Source organism: Comamonas sp. F1-6 (assembly GCF_039581415.1).
Classification (GTDB): Bacteria; Pseudomonadota; Gammaproteobacteria; order Burkholderiales; family Burkholderiaceae_C; genus Comamonas; species Comamonas thiooxydans.
In genome coordinates this window covers 57111-83522 of the sequence record NZ_JBCPWN010000021.1, presented here as the reverse complement: position 1 = coordinate 83522, position 26412 = coordinate 57111, and the positions used below count along the sequence as shown (strand labels likewise).

Sequence of the window (26412 nt, the reverse complement as noted above, 5' to 3'; positions counted from 1 at the left end):
CAGGAGGTATCACCATGGACCAGAACATCACCGCACTGCATAGCTATCGCGCCATCCTCATTCCTACCGACGCTTCCGGCAACGTGGAAGCCCTGGCCGACGCGGGCCTGCTGCCCACCATCCGCGTCAAGGCAGGCAATGCCACCCAGGCCAAAGTCAACGCGCATGTGGCCAGCGGCCAGGGCGTGCTGCGCGTTGAGCGCGTGGAGGGCTGAGCAATGAACACGCTGAACCTCATTCGGCTGATCGTCCTCAAGCTGGCTCTGCTCGGCGGCGGCGCCATGGGCTGGGCCTTTGCGCGCCACTACATCGCAGACAGGGTGCGCCAGATGGGCCAGATACTGCTGGGCAAGCAAGACCTGCGCTGCATCTTCTCCATGCTGGAAGTCATGCAGGCCCGCCAGAGTGCAAAGCGTGTCTATCTGTCCGGCCCCATGAGTGGCCTGCCAGAGCTGAACTATCCGACCTTCAACGACAAGGCCACCGAGCTGCGTGCGCGCGGCTGGCATGTGGAGAACCCGGCAGAGAACCCTGCCCCGCCCTGCGGCTCCTGGCGCGGCTATATGCGCATGGCCCTGTGGCAGCTGGTGAGCTGCGAGGCCATCTACCTGCTGCCCGGCTGGGAAAACAGCAAGGGCGCCCGCCTGGAATACAGCATTGCTCAGTCCCTGGGCCTGGAGGTGATCGAGGCCGCCATCAGCATCCACATCAACAGCACGAACAAGGCCGCAGCCTGAGAACGGGAGAAATGAACATGAATCAATCCAATTGGGTCACCATCGCAAAAGCAGGCGCAGAAACAGGTCTGCCGGAATCCTTTTTCAACGAGCGCACCGGGCTTTCCGGCATCTGGCCAGAGGGGCCAGTCTGGAAGTGGTTTGAAGGCCGCAAGCTCATCAACATGAACGGGTTCTATGCGTTGGTCGACAAGACTCCCAGCGTGCGCAGCAACCGAGGCCGCAAGAAGGCAAAGACATGCCAAGAGCAGTAGCCAAAACCACGGGGGTGATTGTTCGGGAGTCACACCTGCAGATCGACCTGCGCGCCCAAGGCTTTGGGCGCGAGCGCCTGGACTTGGCGCCGACGCCAGCAAATATCCAGTACGCGGCCCGACTGCGGCTGGAGATTCTGGCCAAGATCGAGCGCGGGGCATTTGCCCTGGCGGATTACTTCCCTGACTCGCCGCGCGCCGTCAAGGATGCGCAGTCCCTCACCTTCAAACAGTTGGCAGGTGAGTGGCTGCGCGTGAAAAAGCCGCAAGTGCAGCACAGCACTTTCCATCACTATGAGCAGACCTTGACCAGCTACCACTACAACGAGCTGATGGAAATGCGGCTGGCCAGCCTGGACTACCGCGCGTTGATGAAGCTGCTGGCGGACTTCCCGTCCAATGGCAAGACCTTCAACAACGTGGCCACCGTGCTGCGCCAAGTGCTGGAATATGGGTTCAAGGCCAAGCTCCTGGCAGAGCCGTTGCATGACCATGTGCAGATGCGCCGCCATCAGAAGCCAGGGCCGGACCCGTTTCCACTGCATGAGGTCAATCAGATCATCCAGTCCATGCCTGCCGGTCAGGCTCGCAACTATTTCGAGCTGGCTTTCTTCTCGGGCATGCGGCCGTCCGAGCAGATTGCAATGCAGTGGAGCAAGGTGGACCTCAAGGCCGGAAAAATGCTGGTCGATGCCGCCAGGACGCGCGGCGAGGAAAAGGGGACCAAGACCGGCAACACCCGCACGGTGGAGCTGACTGCCAATGCCCTGGATGCATTGCGCCGTCAAAAAGCGAGCAGCCACAAGAATGCTGTCTATGTGTTTGAGAATGAGCAGGGCAAGCCTTTTGGCTCCACGGACATTCCACTGGATTCATGGTGGCGCCCCACCGTGAGCGCGCTGGGGCTGCGCTACCGCGACGCCCGGCAGACCCGCCACACCTTTGCAACCATGTGCCTGATGGCAGGCATCACGCCGGGCTGGGTGGCCATGCAGATGGGGCACTCCATAGAGATGTTTTTCCGCGTGTACAGCCGGTGGATTCAAGGCGCAGACCAAGGCGCCGAGCGCCGCAAGCTGGATGCATTCATTGCGGGCAGCTAAGTTGGAATAATGAAAAGACCAACCGCTCCAGCCCACCCGCATCAAGTGATGCGGACTCTCATCTCGCAAGTTCAATGCATCGTCCTCTAGTCCTGCATCCCATGTTGCAGACTTGAGCGGCACCTAACTGGCTGAGTACTCTGATGAAAAAGCGCAAGTAAATTAAAAAAGGGCCTTAAAGGCCCATTTTTAGAATCTCAAACGCTACTAAATTAGTAGCGAATATGCTGCCAATTTTCGGCATGTCTGGGTAAGCCCTTGGCGCTCCAGCATATCCAGATACTCTTGCGCTGTGAGTTTTGGGTTCTTGAGACTTGCGCGATGCTTGGATGCTGCATTCAGAACGGCCGCTAAATCCAGGTCCATCAAATCGAAGAGAAATTCGTCAGGGTGCTGGGCCTCAACCCCATACTGCGACAAAGCCGCAGGGGGGAAATCTTTGAGGTTCATAGTGACGATGACGCCGGCGCCGCACCGAATGGCTGCAGCCAGGACGTGACGATCATCCTGATCAGGAAGAGTCAGACCATTGATCAAGTCTTCATAGCCAGTAACCAGACAATCTGGCACCGCCTGATCCATGAGGCTGGAAACTCTGTCCAGTTTTTCTTGAGTGAAGTCCGGACGATTCTTCAGCAGGTTACGTTTCCATTCGTCATGAATCTGAGCAGTCCAGCGCGCCCGGTAGCAGCCCTCAAGGGCAACATACATCAGGAAGCTGCGCAGGGGCGCTGGATACATCACGCATGCGTCATAGACAACAGTAAACGGACTGCTTCGCATCAGTAACCCATATCCAGCTCTTGATCCAATGCGGACAAGGCTGTCATGGCCTCTGCACTGCTCTGATCTCGTTTTTCCTTGTATGCCTGCAAATCAGAGAATTTCACGCGACGATGCGTGCCTGCTTTGTGAAAAGGCAGCTCACCCGACTCCATCAGTTGCACCACATACGGACGAGAGACATTGAGTAGATCAGCAGCCTCCTGAGTGGTCAGTTCTGCATGCACGGGCACCACTTTCACAGCGTTGCCCAAGGCCAACTCTGCCAAGACCTCCTGCAGCAAACGTAGCGCTGAGGTTGGGAGCTCAATCGGGTGCTGCTGACCGTCAGTGCTGGTGATCTGGATGAGTTGGGTTTCTGCCTTGGTAGACAGATAGGCGGCCAGAGCGCGCTGGCCCTCTGTAGCTGCCTGCTTTTCGGTAGCATGAGGCAGCATGACTTTATCGTTAGCGATTGCGTTCATGGTTGCTTCTTTCAATATTTAATTTCATTACTTTTTAGTAGCCAATGGCTACATGAGCAATGTAAACGAAATAAACGAAAACCTCAACTTTGCGTGTTGTAACCTTCCCGAAGATAAGTCATTGTTTTTATTGAGACTCATCACCACCACCCCTGCCGGGCTAGATGACCGCCAATGGTCATCGCAGCATCAGAGCGCTCTCGTGACGATCCTAGCTACCGGCCACGGCATTGCGGCCACCTGGGCCACTAAGCGAAGGTTCTGACCACGTCGACCGTGGGACACAGCATGGGACATAGCGGGTTAAAAATGCGCAAATGGGCGGAAATTGGCCACTACGCCCATCGGGAAGGTGTGGCGGATTCATGTCTAAACAATGGCGCAACGGGTTCGATTCCTGTCGGGGGGACCATTTTCTAGTCCGGTAGCTTCCAAAGGCTTCCGGACTTTTTTATTTCTCCTCTGAAAACGGCCTTTTTCTTTCCACGAAAGTCCATCGGAGTCCAATAGCATCCACGCATATGCGGGGGTACATTTGGGGGTATGAAAGCGAAATCTGGGGGTACATTTCATTTGTACCCCCAAAGGCACTCTGCAGGATGTACCCCCAGATCGTGCCGATGTACCCCCAAGGATCCGAGCCAGATACCCCCACGGGTCAGGTTCACTTAACCCCCTCTGGTTGCCACCTCTAACGCTTGCGATCGCACAACTCTGCTGATGCGTAGAGTTCAGATCTTCAGTTAACCCCCTTAGGCAACCCGCTGAACAGTCCGACAACGCGGCTCGAATTACCCGCTTCCAAGCTATACAGGAAGGACCCGTGGCCGGTCTCACTACACAACCCCCTATAGAGGGCCGTAGAACAGCGGGCACATGCGGCTCGGGGCATCCGCGTCATAGAGAAATGTTTTTGGGCATGCCCTGCAGGCCGTGGCCATACCCATGCACGCCCGTATCGGCACCAGAAGGCTGCCCGAGCACTGTCTTCTCTGGTGCCATGCCTGCCTCACTGCTATCCGTTGCAGCGCACAGAAGGCCTTGCCCAGCCCCCTCCGGGGCCGCCGCACCAACTGCATTCGCTCGGTCAAAACTCGTTGAACAGGCGCGGCAACTGCATGCACTCACGCAGCTTTCTTCGGGGTATGACTCTTTTTTAGCGGGAACAGTGGGAACACGCAGAAAAATACGCATAAGCCAATGATTTTATTAACAAAAACTGTTCCCACCGATCTATGGGAACAGCCAAATTCGCAGTGGGAACGTGGGAACAGATTGCAGCTGAAGCACACATGCAACCGCACTTCCTTCGGGGTGTGACTCTTTTTTAGTGGGAACAGTGGGAACACACTCGAAAATACGCGCAAGCCAATGATTTAATTAATAAAAACTGTTCCCACTGATCTGTGGGAACAGCCAAATTCGCAGTGGGAACGTGGGAACAGATTTATGTGTGCCCATAGCCCTCATTACTTCAGTGAATCACCCGGCGGCTGTATTCCTTGCCGCTCCTTTAGCTTTTGCGTTTCCTTTGCACTCATTTCATCCAGCCAAAGTTGGCCTGCTTTGGTCTTGAAGGCATACCAAACAACGGGGCGCTTCAACCATGCGACCTGTAACTTGGCTTGCTCATACTGAAATTCTTCACTTAAGAATTCAATTTTTTTGTGCTCGTTCTCCATGTAGGAATAGTCATCCTGCAGCAGCTTAAGCACCTCAGGACTCAGCTCTCTAGACCGAGCCTGCCCAGAATCCAGGTAGTGATTGACCCGAAGTACAGCGGCTCGGGCGATGTATTGCGATGTCTGACGAGGAACACTGTTGTCCTTTGCATCTAAGGTCCGCAAGCGCTCCAAGAGGTCGGTCACCATCACTGGATCATGGATTTCATGCTTTGGTAGATCCGCTAGCTGCCGAGCCCGTTCGTTAAGATTCTGAGCATCACGTAGTAGCAACATAGTGGCTTGTGACAGATAAATATTGTGCTCAAGCTCCATCAACTTGGTTCGACGATTCTGGGCAGCGTGCTGCATCCAAGGCACCGCTATTGCAATTAGCAACGCAAAGAGCGCACCAGCAGTTTGCGCCCAACCCGAGAGATTCGGATTTGCATTCATCCACGCGAGCAACTCCTCCATATCGACCCCGTATTTCTTTTTCAAGTGGTGTGAATTCTGGCATCAGTCTTTGATAGGTGCCCAACAAAAAAAGGACTCCCGAAGGAGTCCTTGAAGCCTCTGTCACAAGGCAATGACAGCCGTAGCTCTGTCATGTCAGCCATTCACGCTTGCAGACCCGTAGTGGTCAATTCGTGGGCGAAGGAGTAAAGCCCGTCACCACAAACCTGCAAACGCTCTCGCTCTAGGGCGCGGCTGGGTTCGATGTGGGGGCGCTGCTGCTGACGCTCACCAGCCGTGCACCTTGTGCCCCCATGTCTCCGTCTGGGTCGTAAGCCAGCACCACGGCAGGGTCGGCGTCGGCCCGACGGTAGATCGGCAGGTGGGCCAGCTCGGCTTCACAGATCAGTTCTTCTTCTTTTTCCTCCAGCGTACGCAGCTGCGTGGTCAGCTGTTCGCGGCGTGTGGTGCGTTCGGTCAATGGCAGGCCGGGCACATAGTCCATGGCGTCCACCTTGGACAGAAATACCTTTTTGATGGTGTCGCCAAACAGCCAGATCAGCTGCGGTGCGATCGAGATATTCAGCATCCCCGAAGCATTGCTTTGCCCCACGGGCAAATTCACCCCCTGAGTCACGCCCAAGGGGTTCACCTCGGTGATAGATGCCCCCGGATTGCGCAGGCTCAGGAACTTGTTGTTGACCTCGGCGGCATCGCTCGACATGCGATCGAACCACGCGGACACACGAACCTTGAGGTCTTCGCGGGACAGCGGTGCCTGCACCAGCCAGTCGATTTCTTCCTTGATCTGCGCGATCTGCTCGCGCAGCTTGTCGATTTTTTGAATCAGTTCCATGCTCAACCTCACAGCTCGTGCTCGGGGGAGTTGAAGCCCCATTGAATGACGGCTTTCACCAGCGGATCCACGCATGCAAATTGCTCGCTCTGGGCCGCTTTCACGCGCTCTTTTTCAGCTTCCAGGCGCTGCTGGCGTTCCAGCAGTTGCAGGTACTCGCCCCACAGGCCGTAGCTGATGCCCGTTGGTGCCACGTCGTATTGGGTGCCCGAGCCGGTGTATGTGGGTCGCTGGAATTTCTCGACCTGCTCCCGCGTCAAAGCACGTGCTTTGTCCAGCGGCAGTTCAAGCATGGACTCCACCTGATCCCGGCTCTCGTACATATTGGCGTTGCTGCGCATGAAGGTGCGCTTGCCGCCGATGTGCTCTCTCAGCTCTCGCAGGCGGTGGTAAAAATCATTCGAGGTCAGATGGATGGCCCGCTTTGCCTCCAGCAGCCGCATCATCTTTGCTTTGTCATAGCTTGGCATGTGCTCTCCGTTCAAGTGTCGTTGTGACAAGAGCCATGCTCGCCCCGCAGCCCGAGAATCAACAGCCACAGGCCGCGTATTCAGAGGGCGATTCACGCTTTCAACTCAGTTGCAGCCCATGTTTCGCAAGGCCTTGCGCAGCCCGTCGAGCGTGGCGGGCAGGCCCAGCCCCTGACGATGGGCACGGTGTATCAAACGGCGTGCGGCAGTCCAGTTCATGTCGGGCTGCTGCCGGTCTTTGAGGTACTCGGGAACCCGCTCCAGGTACAGCAGCACTTCGCGGTGCAGCGCGCGCATATCGCCATGCAGATGCAGCAATGCACGCGACAACAGGCGGTTGCGCCACACACGCAGCACATCAAAACGAGGCGTGCGGCCCAGCGTGCCCGCAAAGCCCAGCGCCCTGTCCATATCGGTGCCCTGCCGGATGTGTTCTTGCACCGCCACCTCCAGCCATGAAGCCAGCTCGGCGTGCTGCTCACGCAGCAAACGGGCTGCAATGCGCATGCGTCGAATGGGGTTCTCCGGCAGGCGGCTGGCCTGCCTCGTTCGCTTGCACTCGGTCACTCACACCTCCAGTTCATAGATCGCTGACGTGATGCGATAGCAGCGTGCTTGCCCCAGTCCGGGCAGGCGCTGCTTGTCGTCGTAGCTACGGCCCTTGCCTGGCTTCAGGCAGCCATACTGAAGCAGCACGCTGCACACCGCCGTGTAGTCGTAGCCGTTGCAGACCTCGTTGCGGAACACCTCGGGCAACACAAAGAACTCCACCTGCATATCCTCCGTGGCCACCGCAGGCAGCAGCTCGTCATACAGCCGCTGATCGTCGCCGTTCAGGCGTGGGCCGCTCACCTTCGGCTCGGCCTTCACAGGCTTGCCCTCTGCGTCGACCAAACGCCGGTATCCGGCCCGCTGCAGAGTCTTCACGCTGTGATCGTCGGCGGCTCGATGCCACCACGTAAAGCGGCCCTCGCCATGCGCTTCAAAGAAGGCCCGCACCTGCCGCAGCATGGCCGTCACTTCACCATTGCCAGATCCGCCACGGCTGGCCAGCCATGCGTCAAAGCAGGCTTTCACCGCGTCCTCGCTCTCGCCCTCCTTCCAGCCGGTCAGGCCCGCTTCGGTTGCCATGGCACCGGCCACCGCAACCAGAGCAAAACGAGCCGCCACACGCGCCACTTGGCCACTCACTTTGCCAGGAGTCCACGACGCAGCCAGAATGCCCACCTCTTGGCGCAAGCGCTTGCCCAGCGTGGGCGCCTGCCCTGCCGCCCACTGCAAAAAGGCATGACCCACCGCCCCATGGCAAAGCTGAGCCTCACGCGCCAGATGCATAGAAAACTCGGCTCCATCGCTCATGCCGTGCAACTGCTCAAACGCCCCCAATCCTGCACCTGCATCGGCAGGAATATCGGCCATTCGCACCTCTTGCCCGATGCGCGTGCGCTTGCCTCCTTCTGCCATGTGGTCGGCCAACCCCAACTCGCCTGCACTCAGAAAAAGTAAACGCCAAGAAAGCCTTGCCCGTGCTGCACCAGTGCGTGTTGACCGTGCCTTGCTCTGCTCGTTGGCCAACATGTAGGCACACTCGCCCGCCACCTTGCCTTCGACCTGGGCCAGCTCATCCAGAATCAGCAAGCTGTCGCAGTGCTGGGCCGCTATCGCTTCCAGGGCGTTGTCTGTGGTGCGCCAGCGCTGCATATAGTTCTGGTCGCCGTACACACTGGCAGCCAGCCGCAGTGCTGTTGTCTTGCCGCAAGAGCTATCACCACGCAGATGAAAGCCGCCAGACTCCATGCCTGCCGGTCGCAGCAGCGGCCCTGCGAACGCACAGGACACGGCAAATACCAAGCGGCTATTGCCTGCACACAGCCGCCCGATTCGATCAACCCAACTCTGCACATCGCGCTTGATGCTGAAAGTGTTTTCCATTGGTGCCTCTGACTGAAAAACAATGCGCTCGTCCTCGTCGCCAATGGTTTCATGCGGCAGTACAAAGGCCCGCTTGTGCCAGCCTATGCGGTCTGTGCAGCTAGCGAACGCACCGGGTTTGCGGGTCTGGATGTACTCGGTCAGCCGGTTTCTGGCCATGGGTGCAGTGGCAATGCGCAGCCCCATGTTCAGCAGCGTTCCCCGGTACTCGCCGCCGTCGCCGCTCAACATGCGGGCGGGCATGGCCCATTGGCGCGGCACGCCCAGTGGGTCTTCAAAGGTCAGCAGGTAGCCCCAGCCCATGCCCTCCTGATTGCGCGTCAGCGCCTCCACCTGCAGGGGCGAGCACAACCACAGCGGGCGGGCCGGGTTGCCGTCCTTGTCGCGGCCATGAAACCACACGCCATATTGCGTCACGCTGAACGGGTCGTCGCCCGTTTGCACAGGCGCAGCATCAGGCCCCAACTCATGCCTTTGCTGTGACTCTGCAGCCTGGGCGGCATTCTTGTGGTGCTCTTCGATCGCATCCATTACGCACGCCTTCACGGCCTCAAGGCTGCAGGCCAGATGCATGTCGTTGAAGTCGCTGCCGCCGTCCGGTAGATCCTTGGGGAAGACCACCGCACCGCCCACCGCCGCAGCGGCTGCACTGGCTTTGCTGCGCCCGGTATTGCGGCCCATCTTCTGCTCGGCGGCTGCATCGTCATCGCCGCACACCACCAGCAAGGCGTCGGGCATCAGCCCATGCAAGGCCTTGGCCACATGCAGCAGATTGCCCGCATCAAAGGCCATGGCCACTGGCAATCCCGTGGCCTGCCGCAAGCTGGCGGCAGTGGCGTAGCCCTCGGCCAGCAGCACTGTTTCGGCCGCGTCTGCACTGCCCAGCATGTGCCACAGGCCCGACTTTCTGCCGCCCTTCAAAAACAGCTTGTCCGCCCCCTTCGCAGGCTTGGCTGGGGCAATGCGTTGCACATTCCACAGCTCGCCTTTTTCGTCACGCAGCGGCACCAGCAAGCAACCATCAGCGGCATATCGCACGCCGTAGCCCATCACGCCCTTGCGCTGCAAATAGGCACTCCTGCCCGTGGTGCTGGCGGCATCCCACTGCTGCACGGCCTGCTGCGCCACGGCTTGATGAGCAGCCCTTTGCTGCGCCTCTTCGGCGGCCTTAGCAGCGGCAGACTTTTGCACCGCCCTGCCCTGCAACGGCTTGCCCGGCACATGCGGCCCCTTGCTTCGCCGCGGCAGTTTGAAGCCATGTTGCTTGGCCAGATAAAGCAAGGTGGAAACACCCACCCCGCCACCGGCCTTGATGCTGCGCCATGTGCTCAGCGCCGCAGCCTTGTCGAAACTGGCCGCATCCCTGGCGCTCCAGTCTCGAAACAGTCCCCAGCCCGCATCGTCCGGAAACTCGCTCTTGATCGCCATGCCCACGCGTGCCCATTCGTCACGCGGCAGGCTTGCCGGGATAAAGCCCAGCGCCTCGCCCAACAGAGCGACAGAAATCGGCGTTCCAGTCATCGCAGCCTCGGCATCAGGTCGTGAAACGTCAGCGCCTGAAACTCGGGCGACAACTTGAACGGCGCGCCCGGCACCGAAACGGCCAGCAGCTTGCGCGTGCGGAAATGCATCACACGCAACACGCCCGATGCATCAAAAGTCACTTTCACCGGCGTTGTGTGCGGACGGTGGATGGTCGCCTTGAGCAGCACACGATCCGCCGGGCATAGCGCATGCAGCTGGGCCAGCCTGTCTCGCATCACCCAGCCCGCATTGGCCAGATTGGCGCTTTGCAGCAAGCCAACGCGGGCCTTCACCAGTTGCAGCACACCCGGCCACGCAATCTGTAAATGCAGCGTTGCATGCGGATTGCCGGGGTCTGCAGGAATCTGCACCTGATGCAGCACTTCATCCTCCGGCACCTTGTTGGCATGCAGATGCTCGGTTGCCAGCTTCAGCAGCTTTTGTGCCTGCAACCGGGCTGCCTGAATTGCTTTCTCGGTAGCTGGGCTGGGTGTCGATTGATCGGGTAAACGGCTCATGCCTTCTCTCCTTCTGGCTTGCCTTCAGGCACGCCGCTCAAAGCCAATGTCATCAGTGCATTGCTCATTGCAACCTCGGCAGCAGATCGTGAAAGCTCAAGCCCGTGTAATTGCGGCTCAGCACAGATGGAATGCCTGGCTCCGAATAGCCGTAGCAATCCTTGGTTCTCGCATGGCAGACACGCAGCACGCCCGATGCATCGAACGTCAGCCTGAACGGCGCCCGGTGCGGCCTACGCCACACCGCAGTCAGCAGCACGGCATCGGCCTTCTTGCGCTTGCGCAGCAGACTCAGCTCATAGGGCATATCGCGCTCCATCCATCCGGCAATCGTTTCTTTCAGCACCGTGCCCTGGCCATCCACCAGCTGCAAAACACCGGGCCAGATGAACTGCAGCCAGCGTTGCTGGCCAGCCACTGAAGGCAGGCGCAGCTTGTACAGCGCACCATCGGCAGGCACCTGAAGCTTGAGGAATTGGGCCGCCCCCTCCATGCGCGATTGCGCTGCCACACGGGCGGCCTGAACGACGTAGTTGGCCGCAGCCGTGGGCTGCAGCGAAGTGTTCGGGGTTGAAGTCATCAAACCTCCTGCAAGAGTTATTCGGTAGGGGTCGGCAGATCTGCAGCAGGCTCGCCTGCACCGGCAGACTGGGCCTCGATCCAGGCTTGAATGGCCCGCTCGCTCCAGGCCACGCGGCGGCCTGCACACAGGCGGATCGGACGTGGAAACAGCCCCTGCCCGATGCGGTAGTAAATCCAGCTCTTCTTGGCCGAAGTCATGCGTTCCACTTCGGCCAGCGGCAGCAGGCGGTCGCCCGGCTGCAAGCCGCCCTTGGCATACACAGCCACCGGCACGGAGCGGCGGCGCTTCTTGCAGGCATCAGCTTCTTGGCGGGACGGCGCGGCGTGGATGTCATGCACGTTCATGTCTTGCTCTCCGTAGAAAAGTGGGAAACCTCAGCCCTGGCGCAACTTGGCCGGCGCGATGGATGCAGCCTGTTTGCACGGGCCTGCAGCAATACGTGCGAAGCGGCGCGACGCAGGGTTTGGCAACGACTGGCGGGCATTGATGTGCATGCGCCAGTAATGGGCACTGGCAGCCAAAACGGCACGCGTGGCTTGTGATCGGTGATGCATGTTTTGTCTCTCCAACAAAGTGCAGGTAAGTCCAAGAAAGTCAGTGCAGGCAATGGTCTGAGGAGTGCTGCGACAAGTCACTGCGACACATGTCTTTAATTTCTGTCGCACCCAACAAGGGCTTATCCAGACTCAAGTCGAGCAATGAAATTGATAGCAACTCTTGAATGATTTCGAGCGGCACAAGGCATGAGAACCTCTCCAACAAAGTCCAAAGAAGTCCGGTAAAGACGAATGCAGGCGATGGTCCGAGCAGCAGGCGGAAATTTCCATGTGAACATTTCACAAATTTGCTTCCGCCCCCTTGAGCGCTTACGCCGTAACGACCTCAACTCTCGGATTGATAGCAATCTGCTGTTGAAAAAGTCTTTGCTCTGCACGGCTCGTTCTCCATCGAAGTCCAAAGAAGTCCAGCGAGGACAGGTGCTGACGATGGTCTGAGCAGCGGGCGGAAGTTTCCAGAGGAAGTAGTTCTCTAAATTAGTTCCGCCCTCTTGCACCCTTATGCAGCAACAGCCTTGACTCTCGAATTGATAGCAAATCACCGCTAAACAGGTCTCTTCCTTCATGGCTCGCTCTCCATCGAAGTCCAAAGAAGTCCAACTAGGACAGGTGCTGGCGATGGTCTGAGGAGTGCCGCGACATTTCCAGGTGAACGAGTTCACAAATTTTTGACGCACCCTGCAAACACTTATGCAGCAACAAAATTAACTACCAAATTAATAGCAACTGATATCAGATGACCCGCCGGAGCACAGGGCCAGTCCGGCCCTGCGGTTTGCTCCAGAAAGGTTGGGTCAACCCTGAGAGGTGCCCTGACGGCCCAGCCAGCGGCCCAAAAACTGCATGGACTCGGCCCGCAGTTCGGCGGCTTTTTCGGGGGTTGATGCGGACTCGGCCAGCGTCAAACGCAGCAGGCTTTCGTCCATCTCCGTCCACAGCCAAAGCAGCAGGCGCTCCATGTCATCCATGGCTGCGGCCAGCGCCTTTGCATCGGGTGCGTTGAACTGGCGTGCCCATGTGCGGATCTCGCACACCAGCTGGCGCGCTTCGCGGTGCGAGAGCCGGGCTTGTGGATCCGAGGTGGCGTCGATAGGGGTTGTGTACAGCGGCGCAAAAGACGGGCACGGCTGCGCTGCCACTGCGTTGCGGGCAGCAGAGGTGTTGAGGGCTGTCATGGCTCAGCCCTCCGGGTTCAAGTCGATGGATTGCAGCGTGGCGATGGCCTGCTGTGCCTCTGCCAGCAGTTGCTGAGCAAACAGGTACATCGGCTCGCGGGCCGTGAGCATGGCTTTGCAGCGGCTCAGGCTGTTGAGCGCCTGCATATGCAGCTTGATGGGATCGGGGGTGTTGCTGCCCGTAGTTGGCGCATTGGATTGCACAGCGGCGTGTGCGGGGGAGATGGTAGCCATGACGGCCTCCAAGCAGGTTCGGTTTTCTAAAACCACCACGCTGAGACCAATCAGGGCGGTAGCTCGACAGGTTGGTCTACCGGGAACCCGCTTGCGCGAACCGGCCAGGCTTGCGCCTGCCTGCCGAGCCACCATAAAAGGGGCACCGACAACAAAGCCGCAATCCATTGCGGAAACTGCGGCTTTTGTCGCAGCGAGTTCACCAGGAGACCAATCCCGATCACGCTTTACTGGCGTGATGGGTGGAATGTAGCACATTGCTGTGCTAGATGTGAACCTAGCGTTGATATCGAATAAAAATCTTTTTAGGTTTTTAAATTAGAAACCATCCATTGTTTTTTTAACTTCTCCAGACTGAATAATCTCTTTTACAGAGTGAGGCCCAAGATAATCCGATATAAATACTGAAATAGACTTTAGACTTAGATAAGCAGATATAGATATTAATAAAATAAACAATAGAAAATCAATTACATTCCCCCAATGAAATGCGACCAATAATCCAAATCCAATACCTGCAAAAAGCTCCGAATTGAAATTAATATTTCTAATCCTTAACTTTACGTCATTTGTCATTGAGTCTATCCATTCAACAGCTTCTTTCCTCTCTGAAATTTTCAATTCTTCGCCGAAATTGAATTGGGGCTGTTTGGAGTTTATTTTTTCCCAAATCTTGCTAGAGCGAGCTGCTAGGTAAAGAAAACATCTCAAAATAATTCTCGAGAACAACCAGCCAGAAAACACCATAAAAAAACCAAAAATCAAATCGTAAACTACGAATTCCTTTAGTAATTTTGATGGTTCAGAAAAAATAGAGATATTAATATTTGCAACACTTTCAGAAATACTTAAATGAGTCTGCTTATTTATGGCAATAGAAATTAGCAATCCACATGCAAAGATAAATACTCTATGCAAAGGAAATACTGCCTGTATTGCATCAGTATATGATTTTTCAACAGATTCCCACGAAGGCATAATTAAGCCACAGCCAAATAATATAAATCCCCACCATTTACATCAAACCCAAGCGCCTCGACGATCGGACAGACATAAATTTGAATAGGTTCACCATTATGAAATGGTCGCAATTCGTTAAAGTCTTCAATAGACCTTAAGTGCAATATAACATCTCTGTTTGTATGCAGGTTCTCAATTTTCGCACTTGGCTTTGTTGTCTTGTTGCCCCTATCAAGTGATCTAATCTTAGCCTTCAATATAAGCGGAGCACCAAGCTCACGTTTAGACGATATTGCATGAAATCGCCTTGCCGTTTGAGCCGTAAAGAAATATGGCAAATGAGCTACTTCTCCGTTAATAGTAATTTCTGCCGTACTCCCTGCCAAATCCTCAGGCGTGATTTGCTTAACCAGTTGATCAACTTCCTTTATGACAGATCTATTTGAATATGCCGACGCCCAGTTTGGAGGAGGATTATCAATCACATCTTGGAAAGACTGAGTGCGAGCCCCTACACCCTGAATATACTCTTTTCTCGCGGATATTTGCCTTGCCAAGCTATTACTCTGAATAACTGCTCTATTTGATGCCTCTTCAAATACAGGATGTATGGCTGCAGCAATTCTATCAACTATGGCATTTGCTCCTTCTTTTACTGCATCTAAAATTATCCCCCCTTCTCTGGGGTATTCCGCAATAAACTCGGTGTCTTTGTACTGCTCATTTGTAAGTCGAGCATGTTTCCAGACTTGCCCATAGCTCTCAATGAGATACGCTCGGTCAATGGCACGTTGCATATGCTCATACGTTCGAGAAAGTACTCTGATTGAAACCTTATGGTCGACTGTTATTGGTCCGTCAAAGTGAATTCCAAAAGTAGCCATGTCAATATAGGATTAATTTTGATAATTAAGAGAACTCGAATGGCATATGCAATCAAGTCATCAAAGCAAGCACTTAATACAGGTTAGTTAGTTTGTCTTATTTTTCTTTCTGTTCCCACTCTGTTCCCATCTGGTTCCCACTCTGTTCCCACACAATTTGATAGCAACTATCGCTTATTGCATCAACGTTTCCGGCATTTCTGCTACGGTTGTTCCCGCGTTCCCACGGTTTTTGCAGAAATATTCCCAAAGCAAAATGCGTTGTAACAAAGTGACACTTCTTGGTTAGCAGGCACAAAAAAGCCGCCTCGGCGGGCGGCTGGTGGTCTGTCTCTTGTGTCTGGAGCGGTCTAACCTCTGGCCTGCTGGGGCATGGCCAGGGTCTGCCCTGCTCTGCGGGCATCCAGGTAATCGGCCCACCATTGCATGAGCTGGGTGCGCTCTGTCATATAGGTGCTACGGTGGTAGGCGGCCCGCACCTGGTTGCGCTCCTTGTGGGCAAGTTGCCGCTCGATCACATCGGGGCGCCAGCCTGCCTCGTTGGCCACGGTCGAGAACAAGGCCCGAAAGCCGTGGGCCGTGGCCAGGTACTTGTAGCCCATGCGGGCCATGGCCGAGTTGAAGGTGTTCTCGCTCAGCGGCTTGGTGCTGTAGAACGGGCTGGGAAAGACCAGCTCCAGCCGCTCGGAGATGGGCCGCATCTGCTGCAGCACAGCCACGGCCTGCCGCGACAGGGGCACACGGTGTTCCTGCCGCATCTTCATGCGCTCGGCAGGGATAGTCCACACAGCAGTGTCCAGGTCGATCTCGTCCCAGCGGGCACCGCGTGCCTCGCCGGGGCGCGTGGCGGTGAGGATGAGCAAGCGCAAGGCACTGACGGTGTGCAGCACGCCGTCATAGGCGTCGAGCCGGGCCAGGAACTCGGGCAGCTCGCGGTCGTCGATGGCGGCACGGTGTTTGACTTCACGGGGCCGCAGGATCTCGGACGGCACCAGATCCACCATGGGGTTGCTTTGCAGCCGCCCGTGAATGACGGCCCAACGAAAGATGGCCTTGACCCGTTGCAGCACCCTACCCGCCTGCTCGCCCGCGCCACGGGCCTCGATCACCTTGACGGCAGCCATGACCTCCAGCGGCGTGATGCTGGCCAGCGGCCTTGCGCCCAGGATGTGCAGGATGTCGTTTTCCAGAGAGGCCTGTATGCGCTGCAGGGTGACAGGCTCCCACCGGGCGGCCTGATGCTCCAGCCATTCAGCGGTCACGGCCTGCAGTGTGTTGACGGCCTCTGTCTCGGCCTTGACCTTGCCTACCTTGCGCTGCTCTACCGGATCACTGCCGGACTGAATGAGCATGCGAGCCTGCACGGCCTGTTCCCGTGCATCCTTGAGGCCGACAGCCGGATAGACACCCAGGGCCAGCAGCTTCTCTTTGCCGTTGCTGCGGTACTTGAGCCGCCAGTACTTGGCGCCAGTCTTGGTGAAGTCGAGAAACAGCCCGCCGCCGTCGAAGTATTTGCCGGTCTCGCTCAGGTTGCGCAGCTTGGCATCGGTCAGTTTCATGAGCATCCTCGCATGGCTGGGGGTACATTTGGGGGTACATCTTAGGCTCGTTTTTACGAAGCCTAATATCCATGCGGTTTAGAGAACCTAGTGTGATTCCTGTCGGGGACCAAATTCAAGGCCGCGAAGGTGCATAACCTTCCGGCCTTTTTCTTTTTCTCCTCTGTAGACCTCAATTTGAAGTGCATCGGAGTCCGTAGAAGTGTGCCGCAATCCGGGGGCATCAGGGGGCACATTTGGGGGCACATTTTTAAAAATTGGGGGCACATTTCAGATGCCCCCAGTTTTGCCTCCTGGCTTCATCTCCCCCTCGCCACCCAGCCCTTGCCCTCATCGACGTGAATATCGACCAGCCCTTCTCTGGCGCTGGTATATGAGTCATGCTTTTCGCCGCAGGCAACCAGACAGCAACAGGAGCGCGGGCCGCTCAATGCAAAATGCCCATACGCATGCGTACTTCGCAATCAAGCCTTGGCACGCGGCTTGAAGAGATGGATGGTTTCGCCGCGGGCAAGCATCTCCACCAGCTGAGCGACGCGTCTGGCGCGCGTCTCGGCTCTCGCGGCAGTCTGGATACGCCACAGTATCGCGTAGCGATTAGAGGCATTGATGCTTGCAAAGAAGGTCTTGGCCGCCGGCTCGGCATCCAGTGCAGCCTGCAGATCCTCGGGCACCGTGGACGTACGCGCACCGTCGTAGGCCCGCGCCCAGCGCCCGTCAGCCTTGGCCGCCTCTATCTGAGCCTGACCCGGGGCCTGCATGCGGCCCGCTTCAATGAGTGCCTGTACCTTGTTGACATTGATTCTCGACCAGACACTTCGCGCACGCCTCGGCGTGAAGCGCTGGAGATAGTGTTGATCGTCAAGACTTTTCTTCTGTCCATCGATCCAGCCCCAACACAGCGCAATCTCCACCGCTTCGGGGTAGGTGACACTGGGCTCGTTGGAGCCTCGCTTGGCGATCTTGAGCCAGAGACCTTCGGAAGTAGCGTGATTCTTCTTCAGCCAGGCCTCGAAGGCTTTGGCGCTCTTGAACAGGGTTGGAGCAAGCTCAAGCGGGATGATGGATTTGACAGTAGGCATCATCTGGACCTATGCGGCATTAACATCAGCGCGATTCGTGGCATAGAGGCAGGAACCTGGTTGATGGTGGGGTAAGACAAGTTTAACCAGAGCTCCCAGCCTATGGCAGTCGCAAAATGCCCCACGACTCGCCCCCAGACCAGGGGCTTGAGCGATCACAACAATTGCGCAAGCAATCCTGTCAGCCCTGCCGCCACAATGACGTAGATAACATTGATCTTGAAGCGGAGCAACGCGATGCCTGCTGCCAGACCAATGGCAATCGACGGCCACTCTATGTGTCCTGCGAAGCCGTGGGGCCAAACTACATGGTAGGCAAAGAAGACCGCCAAATTCAGGATGACACCCACGACCGCAGCGGTGATTCCGACCAATGGCGCAGTGAATTTCAGATTGCCGTGGGTGGACTCGATAAAGGGACCACCCAGGAAAATGAAAAAGAACGACGGCAGAAAAGTGAAGAAGGTCACGATCACTGCAGCGACGACTCCAGCGAGCAGCAGCGAATCCACACCGAAGATCGCTTTTGTCCAGCCGCCCACAAAAGCCACAAAGGACACCACCATGATGAGAGGGCCCGGAGTAGTCTCCCCCAAAGCGAGGCCATCGATCATTTGTGTTGCAGTCAACCAATGGAAGTTCTCCACCGCGCCCTGGTAAACATAGGGAAGCACCGCATATGCGCCACCAAAAGTCATCAGCGCAGCCTTGGTGAAGAACCATCCCATTTGTACCAGCGGTGATTCCAGACCAAACGCCGTGGCGAGCACGCCCATTGCGATGCCCCACAGCGTCAGGCAGACCAGCGACACCCTCCAGAATCCTCGCCAGGAAAATTGTGCATGCGGCGGAGTTGGAGTGTCGTCATCGATCAATGCGGCCCCGACTGGCTGACGCGCATCGCTTTTTTCATGGCTGGAGCCACCAAAGACCTCAGGTCGCAATTTGCCACCGATGAAACCGATGGCTGCAGCCGCAATGACGATAAGCGGAAACGGAACATTGAGCGCGAAAATGGCGACAAACGCAGCAGCCGCAATGCCCCAATGCCAGCTGCTCTTGAGCGACCTGGAGCCCACTCGGTAGGCTGCCTGTGCCACAAGCGCTGTCACAGCGGGCTTGATGCCATAGAGAATGCCCGCAATGACCGGCATGTCCCCGTGGGCCATATACAGCCAGGCCAGAGCAATGATGATGAACAGCGATGGCAGGACAAAAAGAACCCCTGCCAAAATGCCACCCCATGTCCGGTGCAGCAGCCATCCCAGATACGTTGCAAGCTGTTGAGCCTCGGGCCCCGGCAGCAACATGCAGTAGTTAAGGGCGTGGAGAAATCGCTTCTCGGAAATCCATCGACGGCGGTCTACCAGCTCCTCATGCATGAGTGCTATTTGACCTGCGGGGCCGCCAAAGCTGATGAATCCAAGCTTCAACCAGAAACGCAGCGCTTCTGAAAGCGAAAGAGAGGCTGGCGCAACCGGATCGGTGGGCCTGGGCAAAGCGGTGTCCATAAAAGCTCCATAGGGAATATCCAGCTCTTGGACGAGACACCGTCTACCCTTGCGGGACGGGAGGCTGCTTTCCCGATGCAGGAATTCTAGCCCAGTCGCCTGAGCTCTCATGCACGCCGAAGACAAAGTCTGCAGCTACCGAGAGCAGCGCCAGCACATGGAGCAGAGCCGTACTTGCTGTGCGCCACAAGGACAGGCATCTCAGCCCTCAACGCCCAGAGCTCCTTCGCGGCAGCTCACTCGCGCAGACGAAGACATCGAGCTCCGGAATTTTCCCTCTTGAAGCACACCGCAGCTCGGATCACCAGAACCATCATCACCGATAGCGCTGCTTTCAATATCAGGCCGCCTCCACGATCGACGAGACATCCAGCACATACATCTGGCGCTGGCTCTCATGCACCGAGTCAATGCACACCTGCTTGCCATCACGACTCCAACGTGGATGCAGGTCACAGCGGTTTTCCTTGCTCAGCTCCGGAGTGGCATAGAAACTGCCCAGATTGCGACGCTCGCCGGTCTGCATGTCGAAAAGGAACAGAAAGCGCTCGTGTGTCCTGTCATCTGGATAGGTGTCACTCAGCATCCAGCGGGTACTCACCGGCGAGAACGTCATATGGCCGTTTTCCACCAGCACATCGCGACCAATCACTTTCACCTCTCCTCCTTCAACATCGTGATAGAGGTGGTAGTGAATCTCGCCGGCATGTGGCCCCCAGACAATGATGTGCTCGTTGTCCTGCCACAAGGGATGAGAGATCTGGTACTCCGACTTTTCATAGTCAAACGTGCCTGCGGCACTGGGGTCGAAGTCGTCAGCCAGCTGCGGCAGCGGATGATCGGAGCACTCCAGCAAGCGCATGTCCGAACCGTCCGGGTTCATGGTGATCAGGCGATGCAGGAAGCAGGTCTCATCCTTCACACGTTCTGTCCATCGATGCAAAAACAGGATGCGTGAAGAAGCCGGGTTGATCTCGATATGACTGACCCAGTGGATGGCCTTGTCCATCGACGACACATGATGGAATGCCTTGAGTTGCTCATAGCTGACCAGCAACCGGGAATCACCTGTCGCCAGCTCCATGCACCAGATGCCGTCATCTGCGGGCGCCAGAGGCAATTCAAAAGGCTGTCCCGGCTCGCTGTAACCAATGGTCTCGTGCGTGATGTACAGGCGCCGGTAGTTGACCGACAGCGCCCAGGCACTGCTGGGTGCAACCACATACACGGGCATGGGCAGAACTCGGCGCTCTTGCGTATCCACATCCACCACTACGGCGCCAAAGCCCGGGTAACGGGCTGACATATCGCCCGTGCGATCGTTATAGATCAGCTTGCGACCCGGTGCGCCATCTAACCACTGCAGCTGGCTGCCCATCTGGAAGTTCCAGGCACCGGTCTCGCCCACTGCGTGAAAGCGGTCACCGTCCTGAGTGTCGAAATAGCCAATCGTGGCCTTGACCTCTGGCGTCAGGTAAATGTCCATCCAGGGCGTTTGCTGGGCTGCCAGCAGGCGATTGCCTTTGTCCCAGTTGGACTTGTTGTAGTAGCCGAAGAAATGATGAAGGCTGCCGTCACCCACGCGTCGGCAGGGAGCAAAAGAAGAATGAGAAGAGGTCGTCATTGGATATCAAGCAGTAGCGTCGCAGCGACTGGCTGCGACTCGAAAGCGATGCAGGGCATGAAGAAGCCCGGCTCTGGTTAATTCGCCGTAATCTTTCCGGCAGCGATCACCTGGTCCCAACGCTGCTTTTCCTTGGCCACAAAGCTTTGCGCTTCTGCCAGGGTATTGGCCACGGCACTCATCCCTTGATCCTGCAGCCCCTTGCGGAACTCGGGTGTATTGACCACCTTGCGGATGTCTTCACTGAGCTTGTGCACGAGGGCCTGAGGCACCTTGGAGGACACGGCAACCGTGGTCCATGATGTGGCTACATAGTCCTTCATTCCTGCCTCACCGGTCGTCTGCACATCCGGCAGCGCCGCCAGGCGCTCATTGCCGGTCACCGCCAGCGCCTTGAGCTTGCCGCCCTTGACATGAGCCAGCACTGTCGGAGGGTTCTCGAACATCAACTGGATCTGGCCACCGAGCAAATCATTGAGCGCTGCCGAGCTTCCACGATAGGGAACATGAACAATGGGAGCGCCGGACTGGAGCTTGTACAGCTCTCCCATCATGCGAACCGACGAGCCCACGCCAGCAGAGCCAAAATTGATGCTGCCTGGATCCTTCTTGGCCAGCTCGGTCAGCTCCTGCAGATTCTTGACCGGCAGGTTGGGGGTTGCAACCACGACATGAGGCATCTCCGCCAGCACGGTGACAACGCGCAACTCCTTGGCAGGGTCGTAAGGCAGTTTCTTGTAAACCCCGTAAGCAGCATGCAATCCGATGGATCCCACCATCAGCGTGTAGCCGTCCGCCGGCTGATCGGACACGTATTTCCCACCCAGATGGCCGCCTGCACCTGGCTTGTTCTCAACCACCACGGCTTGATTCCACATACGGCCGAGCCTGTCGGCAAGCATACGGGCCTGCACGTCCGAGCTGCCACCCGCAGTGAACGGCACGATGATGCGAATTTGACGAGCAGGATTGGGATATGCGGAGCTGCCTTCAGCCCAGGCCGAGCCGACGCTCGCCAACGTTGCGGCAGCCAGCACTCCCAGACACAGAGAGCGACGAGCGCTAATGCAAACCATCTAATGACTCCTTGGATTGATTGATGCGCCCTCAATTCCTGAAAACGCATGCACTTATTCGTATGGAAGTCAGTGTAGAAAGCCTAACCTACTCGGAAAAATTCATTTTTCAAACTCATCTATACGTGGTTGGTATACCCTTCCTCCTCAGCATCAAACCGATTGCGCCATGCCACGCCCTTTGAGTTTTAAAGAAATTGAAGCATTTCGTGCCGTGATGCAAACCGGCACCACGACCGCCGCTGCGCAGCTGCTGCACACCACGCAGCCGTCCATCAGCCGTCTGCTGGCTCAGATGCAGACCGGCGCGGACCTGAAGCTGTTTGATATGCATAAAGGGCGGCTGCGCCCGACTGCAGAGGCACGGGAGCTCTTTTCGACGGTGCAGCAACATTTCGTAGGTCTGGACCGCATTGAGCGCGACCTTCAGGGGCTGCGGCAGTTCGGTGCAGGCACTCTGCGCATAGGCTGCACCCCGGCACTGGGACTGTCCATCGTTCCCGCGGCCCTGCACAATTTTCTGCTGCACTACCCGGGTACACACATCAGCCTGCAGACACTAGGTACTACACATCTTCGGGAAGGACTGCTGCACGGCCAGTTTGACCTGGTCGTCAGTACCATGGCCATTGGCTCCCCTGAACTCAACGCAAGCGTTCTGCATCAGACCCAGGCCGTCTGCGTCATGCATCCAGGCCATCCTCTGGCATCGCACAGCAGCCTGCATGTCCAGGACCTGGAAAACCAGCTGCTGCTGACCTTGAATTCCGACGACAACATCTACCTGCAGCTGCAGCGAACCATGCTCGAGCATGATGTCCGCCCCAGCTCAACTGTCGAAACCACCTACTCCTCCACCATCTGCTGCCTTGCCGCGCAAGGTACAGGCTTGGGCGTAGTGAACCCCTACGTGGCGGCAACATTTGCGTCAAGCCTCTGCATCAAACCGTTCCTGCCCGAGTGCTCAGTAGAGGTGGTGCTGGCACTGCCCAGTCATTCGGCACCTTCGGAACGCACGCAATGCTTTGTCGAGGAGCTGCAAAAACAGCTGGCAACATAAGCAGCCCAGCCCTGCAGCAAAGGCTAGCCACTCAAGAAAACTCCAGCGTCAGATGACGGCGAACGCCAAATGCGTCTCAAGGGTCTGCGCCCGCAACCGAGTACATGTGCATGGATGGGGTGGAATTCCGGCGATAGTCAGAGGGCCTCTTACCGGGCCTTGCATTGAATCGGCACCATGCGGCCGACCTCTACCGTCAGATCCAGTCCTTTTCCTCGGATGGTATTGGGCCCGTTGCTGTAAACAAATCCGGAGCCGCTTGGCTGCTGTGGAAGCTCTATGCCTTGACCGCCGCGTATCAAGACTGCTTTGCTGTTGGCAGGCGAGAAACGCACCGAAATGGATTCTCCGTTTGCACAGGTGAATGCAACTTCACGGTCTGCGTCTTGAGACGGCGCAGAACTGCAGGCACTGACGGCGATTGCGGCGAACATGGCAAGCCCGATGACTTTCATAGACTTCTCCCGTGATATTTCAAGGCAAGACTCAAGCAGTCATGAAGAACTCTTGTGTCTGGTGGCACTTCCAACACTTGGCAGATCACCTTTGTCTCGACAGGCTGGGAGATCCCAACCTGCTACAAGCTCCTGCCAACGAGTCAGACCGCAACGCGAAATGGAGCTTGATTGACGCATATCTGAGCTCAGGCTGAACTCACACGCCTGTCGCGCTCCTTGTCCCGGTAAAGGCGTGCTTTTTCAGCATACATGGCCTTGTCCGCCCCTTGAACAATGCTTTCTATCGGCGTGCCTTCCAGGCCACAGGCATGGCCCATGGAAACCTGGATGCTGTGACCCGGATAGAACTGATTGTTCAACTCCAGCAAGGACAGGATGCGCTCCTGCAATGCCACGGCACCACGTTCATCAGTTCCCGGCAATAGCACGACAAACTCATCACCACCAATGCGGGCGGCGCAGGCCGGCGCATCCACTGCCTTGGAGAGAACTTCGCCCATACGCCTGAGCATGGCATCGCCTGCAGTATGCCCATGCTCGTCGTTGACGACCTTGAGTCCATTCATATCTATGGCAAGCATGGACAAGGGCCAGGGCCCTTTGCGCGACAGCCTGTTGAGCTCTTCGGTATAGAAAGCGCGGTTGCGCAACTGGGTCAACACATCATGCTTGCCCAGATATTCAAGATAAGCCTCAGCCTTCTTGCGAGCGGTGATATCCACGAGTGACAGCAGAACCAAACCCCACTTCTCCGCGTGGCTGCTCATGATGGCGAACTCCATATGAATATGGAGCACATCGCCAGCCAGCCCGTAGTTCACCACTTCCCGCTGCTGCACCAGCTTCCCCTCCCAAAGGTCTATCAGCTGCTCGGCAAACGAATCGTACATTTCGCCCCTGAAAACCTTGGACAGATTCTGCAGCAGTTGCTGCTTGCTCTCGGCACCGAACATTTGCAGCGTCTGGCGATTGACATCGAGCACCTGGATTTCCTGCATGCAGCGGGTCACGAATTCCGGATGCACTTTCAGAAAAGTCCGGAAATCGGTGATTCCGCGCGCTCGCACATCGTCCATCAGGCGCTTGACCACGCTGAAGTCCTCAACCCACAGCGACACCGGGGAGTACTCGAACAGGTCTCTGGCGTATTGCTCGCTGCGCTGCAGCTTCACCGTGCTCTGCACCTCCGCCGTCACATCCTCCAGAGAGACCAGCACCCGGCTCCAGCTTTGCTCGTAGCCCGGCAGTACACGCGCCCTCACCTGCACATCGAGCCGCCGTCCATCCAGGGCATAGTTGACCGAACGGGTCTCGAAACTGAGCCCCCCCTCCCAGAGAGCGACCAGTTCATTCATGATGCTGTCGAGCATGTCGCCGCGAAAGACCTCGCTAAGCCGGCTCTTCAGGGTTTCCTCATCTTCGGCCTTAAACAGGTCCAGCGTGTACTGATTGACCCGCAGCACCTTGTAGGACTGACTGCAAAGCCTGAGCCGTTCCGGATCCTCTTTGAGAAAGCTGAGCAGATCGCTCACCCCCTGCGCCCGCCATTGATCGAAAATCTGTTTCAGGCCGCTGTAATCCTCCATCCAGAGCGATACCGGTGCCAGGTTGAACATATCCTCGAAGTCCAGACCTTCTGCGAGCGAATTTTTCACAAACGATACCTCCGCCAACGATTATTACCGAGACTTCAAGCCTGCACTCAGCCCTCTTTTGCAAGAGTCGAGCAACTATCTCGCCGCAATGAAAAAGACTCCCTGCGGAGTCTTTTCAGGTCAGATCACCTCAGGCAGTCTCTGCCTTGCGGCTTTCACCTTGTACATTGCGGCATCGGCTTTCTGCAAAGCATCATCCACATCGGTGTCATCGGGCATCAAGCAGACCATTCCCACGCTGGCTCCTGCGTACTCGATCTCACGCCCGTCGGCCAATTGCAAACGGGCAACAGAGGCTTTGCTCAATCGCAGCTGCATCTCCCTGATCACGGCCTCAGCGTCTTCATCCAGCAAAGGCCCGGCACCGACCATGACGAATTCATCGCCACCGAAACGAGCCAGCATGTCACTGCTGCGCAGTCCTGATCGCAGTTGTTCGGCCATGGCACGCAGCAATGCATCCCCTGCCTCATGACCGAACTGGTCATTGATCTGCTTGAAGCGGTCAAGATCCACAAAGCCCACCAGCACCCATTCACGGGTGCGGCGGCAATGAGCAATGAGTCGGTTGAGTTCCTCGGTCACGCAGCGGCGATTGGGCAATCCAGTCAGGGAATCGAGCATGGCCAACGAGGCCAGCTCCTCGTTGGCATGCTGCAGCGATCTCACCAGTTGCTCGCGCTCGGCAAAGCCTGCAATGATCTTGGCAAACAGGCGCAGCAGATCCTCGGCCTCCGCTGCCAGCGCGACTGAATGGTCGCTGGCTGCACACAAAGTGCCGAACAGCGCACCATTGGAAAAACGCACGGGCGTGCTCACATAAGTCTGGATACCCAGTTGACGCGCTGCATCCGAGTCGCCCCAGCACTCGCCAACGTTGTCAGTAAAGGTACGCCCTTCGTCGAGCGACCGTTTGCACAAGGTGTCGTGCCAGGGCACCTCCAGCCCTTCGGGGATCTTCATCTCTCCCGTATTGAGGGAATACAGAACATTCTGAATACCGCGCGCCTCATCCACGGTGGTGAGATAGGCCGACTCCAGATCAGTCACTTCCACCATGATTTCCAGAAGAGGTCGCGTGAAGCTGGGCAGATTCTGAGATGCGGAGACGGTCTGGGAAAGGCGTTGAATAATTGATGGCATGGTGCAATTTGGGGGTACGGCCGCACGACCAGTGCGGCAGCTCAAGCAAAGCCTAAAGCCTAGGCATCATCACTTTCATTCGACTGAGACTAT

Annotated in this window: 28 protein-coding genes; 5 read left to right on the top strand and 23 right to left on the bottom strand. The window is 56.9% G+C overall.

What is annotated here, in order from left to right:
* The first annotated feature begins 14 nt into the window (after positions 1–14).
* Genes AAIL66_RS19200 through AAIL66_RS19185 form a run of 4 tightly spaced genes read left to right on the top strand, consistent with a single transcriptional unit; the run spans position 15 to position 2094 of the window.
* Positions 15–215: a hypothetical protein gene (locus AAIL66_RS19200; RefSeq protein ID WP_343497483.1), complete on the top strand. Its 201-nt coding sequence runs from the start codon at positions 15–17 to the stop codon at positions 213–215.
* A gap of 3 nt (positions 216–218) precedes the next feature.
* Complete coding sequence (locus AAIL66_RS19195; protein WP_343497482.1) at positions 219–737, top strand: DUF4406 domain-containing protein; 519 nt, start codon at positions 219–221, stop codon at positions 735–737.
* A gap of 17 nt (positions 738–754) precedes the next feature.
* Positions 755–991 (top strand): hypothetical protein, encoded by a 237-nt coding sequence (locus AAIL66_RS19190; RefSeq protein ID WP_050872409.1) that lies wholly within the window; start codon positions 755–757, stop codon positions 989–991.
* Complete coding sequence (locus tag AAIL66_RS19185; protein ID WP_343497480.1) at positions 976–2094, top strand: DUF3596 domain-containing protein; 1119 nt, start codon at positions 976–978, stop codon at positions 2092–2094. Before AAIL66_RS19190 ends, AAIL66_RS19185 begins: the two co-directional genes overlap by 16 nt.
* 207 nt (positions 2095–2301) lie before the next feature.
* On the opposite strand, the gene AAIL66_RS19180 is transcribed toward AAIL66_RS19185, so the two are convergent.
* The 20 genes from AAIL66_RS19180 to AAIL66_RS19085 all read right to left on the bottom strand — a co-directional run bounded on the left by AAIL66_RS19180 (position 2302) and on the right by AAIL66_RS19085 (position 22003).
* On the bottom strand, positions 2302–2877 hold the full coding sequence (locus AAIL66_RS19180; RefSeq protein WP_343497479.1) for a PIN domain-containing protein: 576 nt from the start codon (positions 2875–2877) through the stop codon (positions 2302–2304).
* A complete protein-coding gene (locus tag AAIL66_RS19175) occupies positions 2877–3341 on the bottom strand; it encodes a helix-turn-helix domain-containing protein (RefSeq protein ID WP_343497478.1) in 465 nt (154 codons plus the stop codon). The genes AAIL66_RS19180 and AAIL66_RS19175 overlap by 1 nt, the downstream gene beginning before the upstream one ends.
* Before the next feature lie 1469 nt (positions 3342–4810).
* The gene (locus AAIL66_RS19170; protein ID WP_343497476.1) at positions 4811–5503 is read right to left on the bottom strand and encodes a hypothetical protein; all 693 of its coding nucleotides are present in this window, start codon (positions 5501–5503) and stop codon (positions 4811–4813) included.
* 199 nt (positions 5504–5702) lie between these two features.
* Entirely contained in the window at positions 5703–6314 is a 612-nt protein-coding gene (locus AAIL66_RS19165; RefSeq protein ID WP_343497475.1) for a hypothetical protein, read from the bottom strand.
* 8 nt (positions 6315–6322) lie between these two features.
* Positions 6323–6784 (bottom strand): hypothetical protein, encoded by a 462-nt coding sequence (locus AAIL66_RS19160; protein ID WP_087863571.1) that lies wholly within the window; start codon positions 6782–6784, stop codon positions 6323–6325.
* 105 nt (positions 6785–6889) lie between these two features.
* Positions 6890–7351 carry a hypothetical protein gene (locus AAIL66_RS19155; protein ID WP_343497474.1) on the bottom strand — a complete coding sequence of 154 codons (462 nt, stop codon included), beginning with the start codon at positions 7349–7351 and terminating at the stop codon, positions 6890–6892.
* Positions 7352–10237: a DUF927 domain-containing protein gene (locus tag AAIL66_RS19150; RefSeq protein ID WP_343497473.1), complete on the bottom strand. Its 2886-nt coding sequence runs from the start codon at positions 10235–10237 to the stop codon at positions 7352–7354.
* On the bottom strand, positions 10234–10758 hold the full coding sequence (locus AAIL66_RS19145; protein WP_343497472.1) for a hypothetical protein: 525 nt from the start codon (positions 10756–10758) through the stop codon (positions 10234–10236). The genes AAIL66_RS19150 and AAIL66_RS19145 overlap by 4 nt, the downstream gene beginning before the upstream one ends.
* Positions 10759–10822: 64 nt before the next feature.
* Entirely contained in the window at positions 10823–11338 is a 516-nt protein-coding gene (locus AAIL66_RS19140; RefSeq protein ID WP_343497471.1) for a hypothetical protein, read from the bottom strand.
* Between the two features lie 17 nt (positions 11339–11355).
* Entirely contained in the window at positions 11356–11685 is a 330-nt protein-coding gene (locus AAIL66_RS19135; RefSeq protein WP_343497470.1) for an AlpA family phage regulatory protein, read from the bottom strand.
* 30 nt (positions 11686–11715) lie between these two features.
* Positions 11716–11895, bottom strand: a complete 180-nt coding sequence (locus tag AAIL66_RS19130; RefSeq protein ID WP_343497469.1) for a hypothetical protein — start codon at positions 11893–11895, stop codon at positions 11716–11718.
* Positions 11896–12692: 797 nt separating this feature from the next.
* Positions 12693–13073 carry a hypothetical protein gene (locus AAIL66_RS19125; RefSeq protein WP_343497468.1) on the bottom strand — a complete coding sequence of 127 codons (381 nt, stop codon included), beginning with the start codon at positions 13071–13073 and terminating at the stop codon, positions 12693–12695.
* Between the two features lie 3 nt (positions 13074–13076).
* Positions 13077–13307, bottom strand: coding sequence for a hypothetical protein (locus tag AAIL66_RS19120; protein ID WP_343497467.1), 231 nt, complete (start codon positions 13305–13307; stop codon positions 13077–13079).
* A 318-nt stretch (positions 13308–13625) separates the two neighbouring features.
* Complete coding sequence (locus AAIL66_RS19115) at positions 13626–14285, bottom strand: hypothetical protein (RefSeq protein WP_343497466.1); 660 nt, start codon at positions 14283–14285, stop codon at positions 13626–13628.
* Positions 14286–14287: 2 nt separating this feature from the next.
* Positions 14288–15064, bottom strand: coding sequence for a hypothetical protein (locus AAIL66_RS19110; RefSeq protein WP_343497465.1), 777 nt, complete (start codon positions 15062–15064; stop codon positions 14288–14290).
* A 437-nt stretch (positions 15065–15501) separates the two neighbouring features.
* On the bottom strand, positions 15502–16710 hold the full coding sequence (locus AAIL66_RS19105; RefSeq protein ID WP_343497464.1) for an integrase arm-type DNA-binding domain-containing protein: 1209 nt from the start codon (positions 16708–16710) through the stop codon (positions 15502–15504).
* A 464-nt stretch (positions 16711–17174) separates the two neighbouring features.
* Positions 17175–17795, bottom strand: coding sequence for a YdeI/OmpD-associated family protein (locus tag AAIL66_RS19100; protein WP_052088756.1), 621 nt, complete (start codon positions 17793–17795; stop codon positions 17175–17177).
* A 152-nt stretch (positions 17796–17947) separates the two neighbouring features.
* Positions 17948–19303: a chromate efflux transporter gene (chrA, locus tag AAIL66_RS19095; RefSeq protein WP_343497463.1), complete on the bottom strand. Its 1356-nt coding sequence runs from the start codon at positions 19301–19303 to the stop codon at positions 17948–17950.
* Positions 19304–19643: 340 nt separating this feature from the next.
* On the bottom strand, positions 19644–20927 hold the full coding sequence (locus AAIL66_RS19090; protein ID WP_034378154.1) for a hypothetical protein: 1284 nt from the start codon (positions 20925–20927) through the stop codon (positions 19644–19646).
* Between the two features lie 77 nt (positions 20928–21004).
* The gene (locus AAIL66_RS19085) at positions 21005–22003 is read right to left on the bottom strand and encodes a tripartite tricarboxylate transporter substrate binding protein (protein ID WP_343497461.1); all 999 of its coding nucleotides are present in this window, start codon (positions 22001–22003) and stop codon (positions 21005–21007) included.
* A gap of 169 nt (positions 22004–22172) precedes the next feature.
* Here AAIL66_RS19085 and AAIL66_RS19080 point away from each other — a divergent pair, with 169 nt between their 5' ends.
* Positions 22173–23063 (top strand): LysR family transcriptional regulator, encoded by an 891-nt coding sequence (locus AAIL66_RS19080; protein ID WP_034378157.1) that lies wholly within the window; start codon positions 22173–22175, stop codon positions 23061–23063.
* Between the two features lie 149 nt (positions 23064–23212).
* Here the strand turns inward: AAIL66_RS19080 and AAIL66_RS19075 are convergent, their stop codons facing one another.
* The 3 genes from AAIL66_RS19075 to AAIL66_RS19065 all read right to left on the bottom strand — a co-directional run bounded on the left by AAIL66_RS19075 (position 23213) and on the right by AAIL66_RS19065 (position 26319).
* Positions 23213–23518, bottom strand: coding sequence for an MliC family protein (locus AAIL66_RS19075; RefSeq protein ID WP_034378158.1), 306 nt, complete (start codon positions 23516–23518; stop codon positions 23213–23215).
* Positions 23519–23706: 188 nt separating this feature from the next.
* Positions 23707–25176, bottom strand: a complete 1470-nt coding sequence (locus AAIL66_RS19070) for a GGDEF domain-containing protein (RefSeq protein WP_343497460.1) — start codon at positions 25174–25176, stop codon at positions 23707–23709.
* A gap of 120 nt (positions 25177–25296) precedes the next feature.
* Entirely contained in the window at positions 25297–26319 is a 1023-nt protein-coding gene (locus AAIL66_RS19065) for a sensor domain-containing diguanylate cyclase (RefSeq protein WP_034378160.1), read from the bottom strand.
* Between the last annotated feature and the right edge of the window lie 93 nt (positions 26320–26412).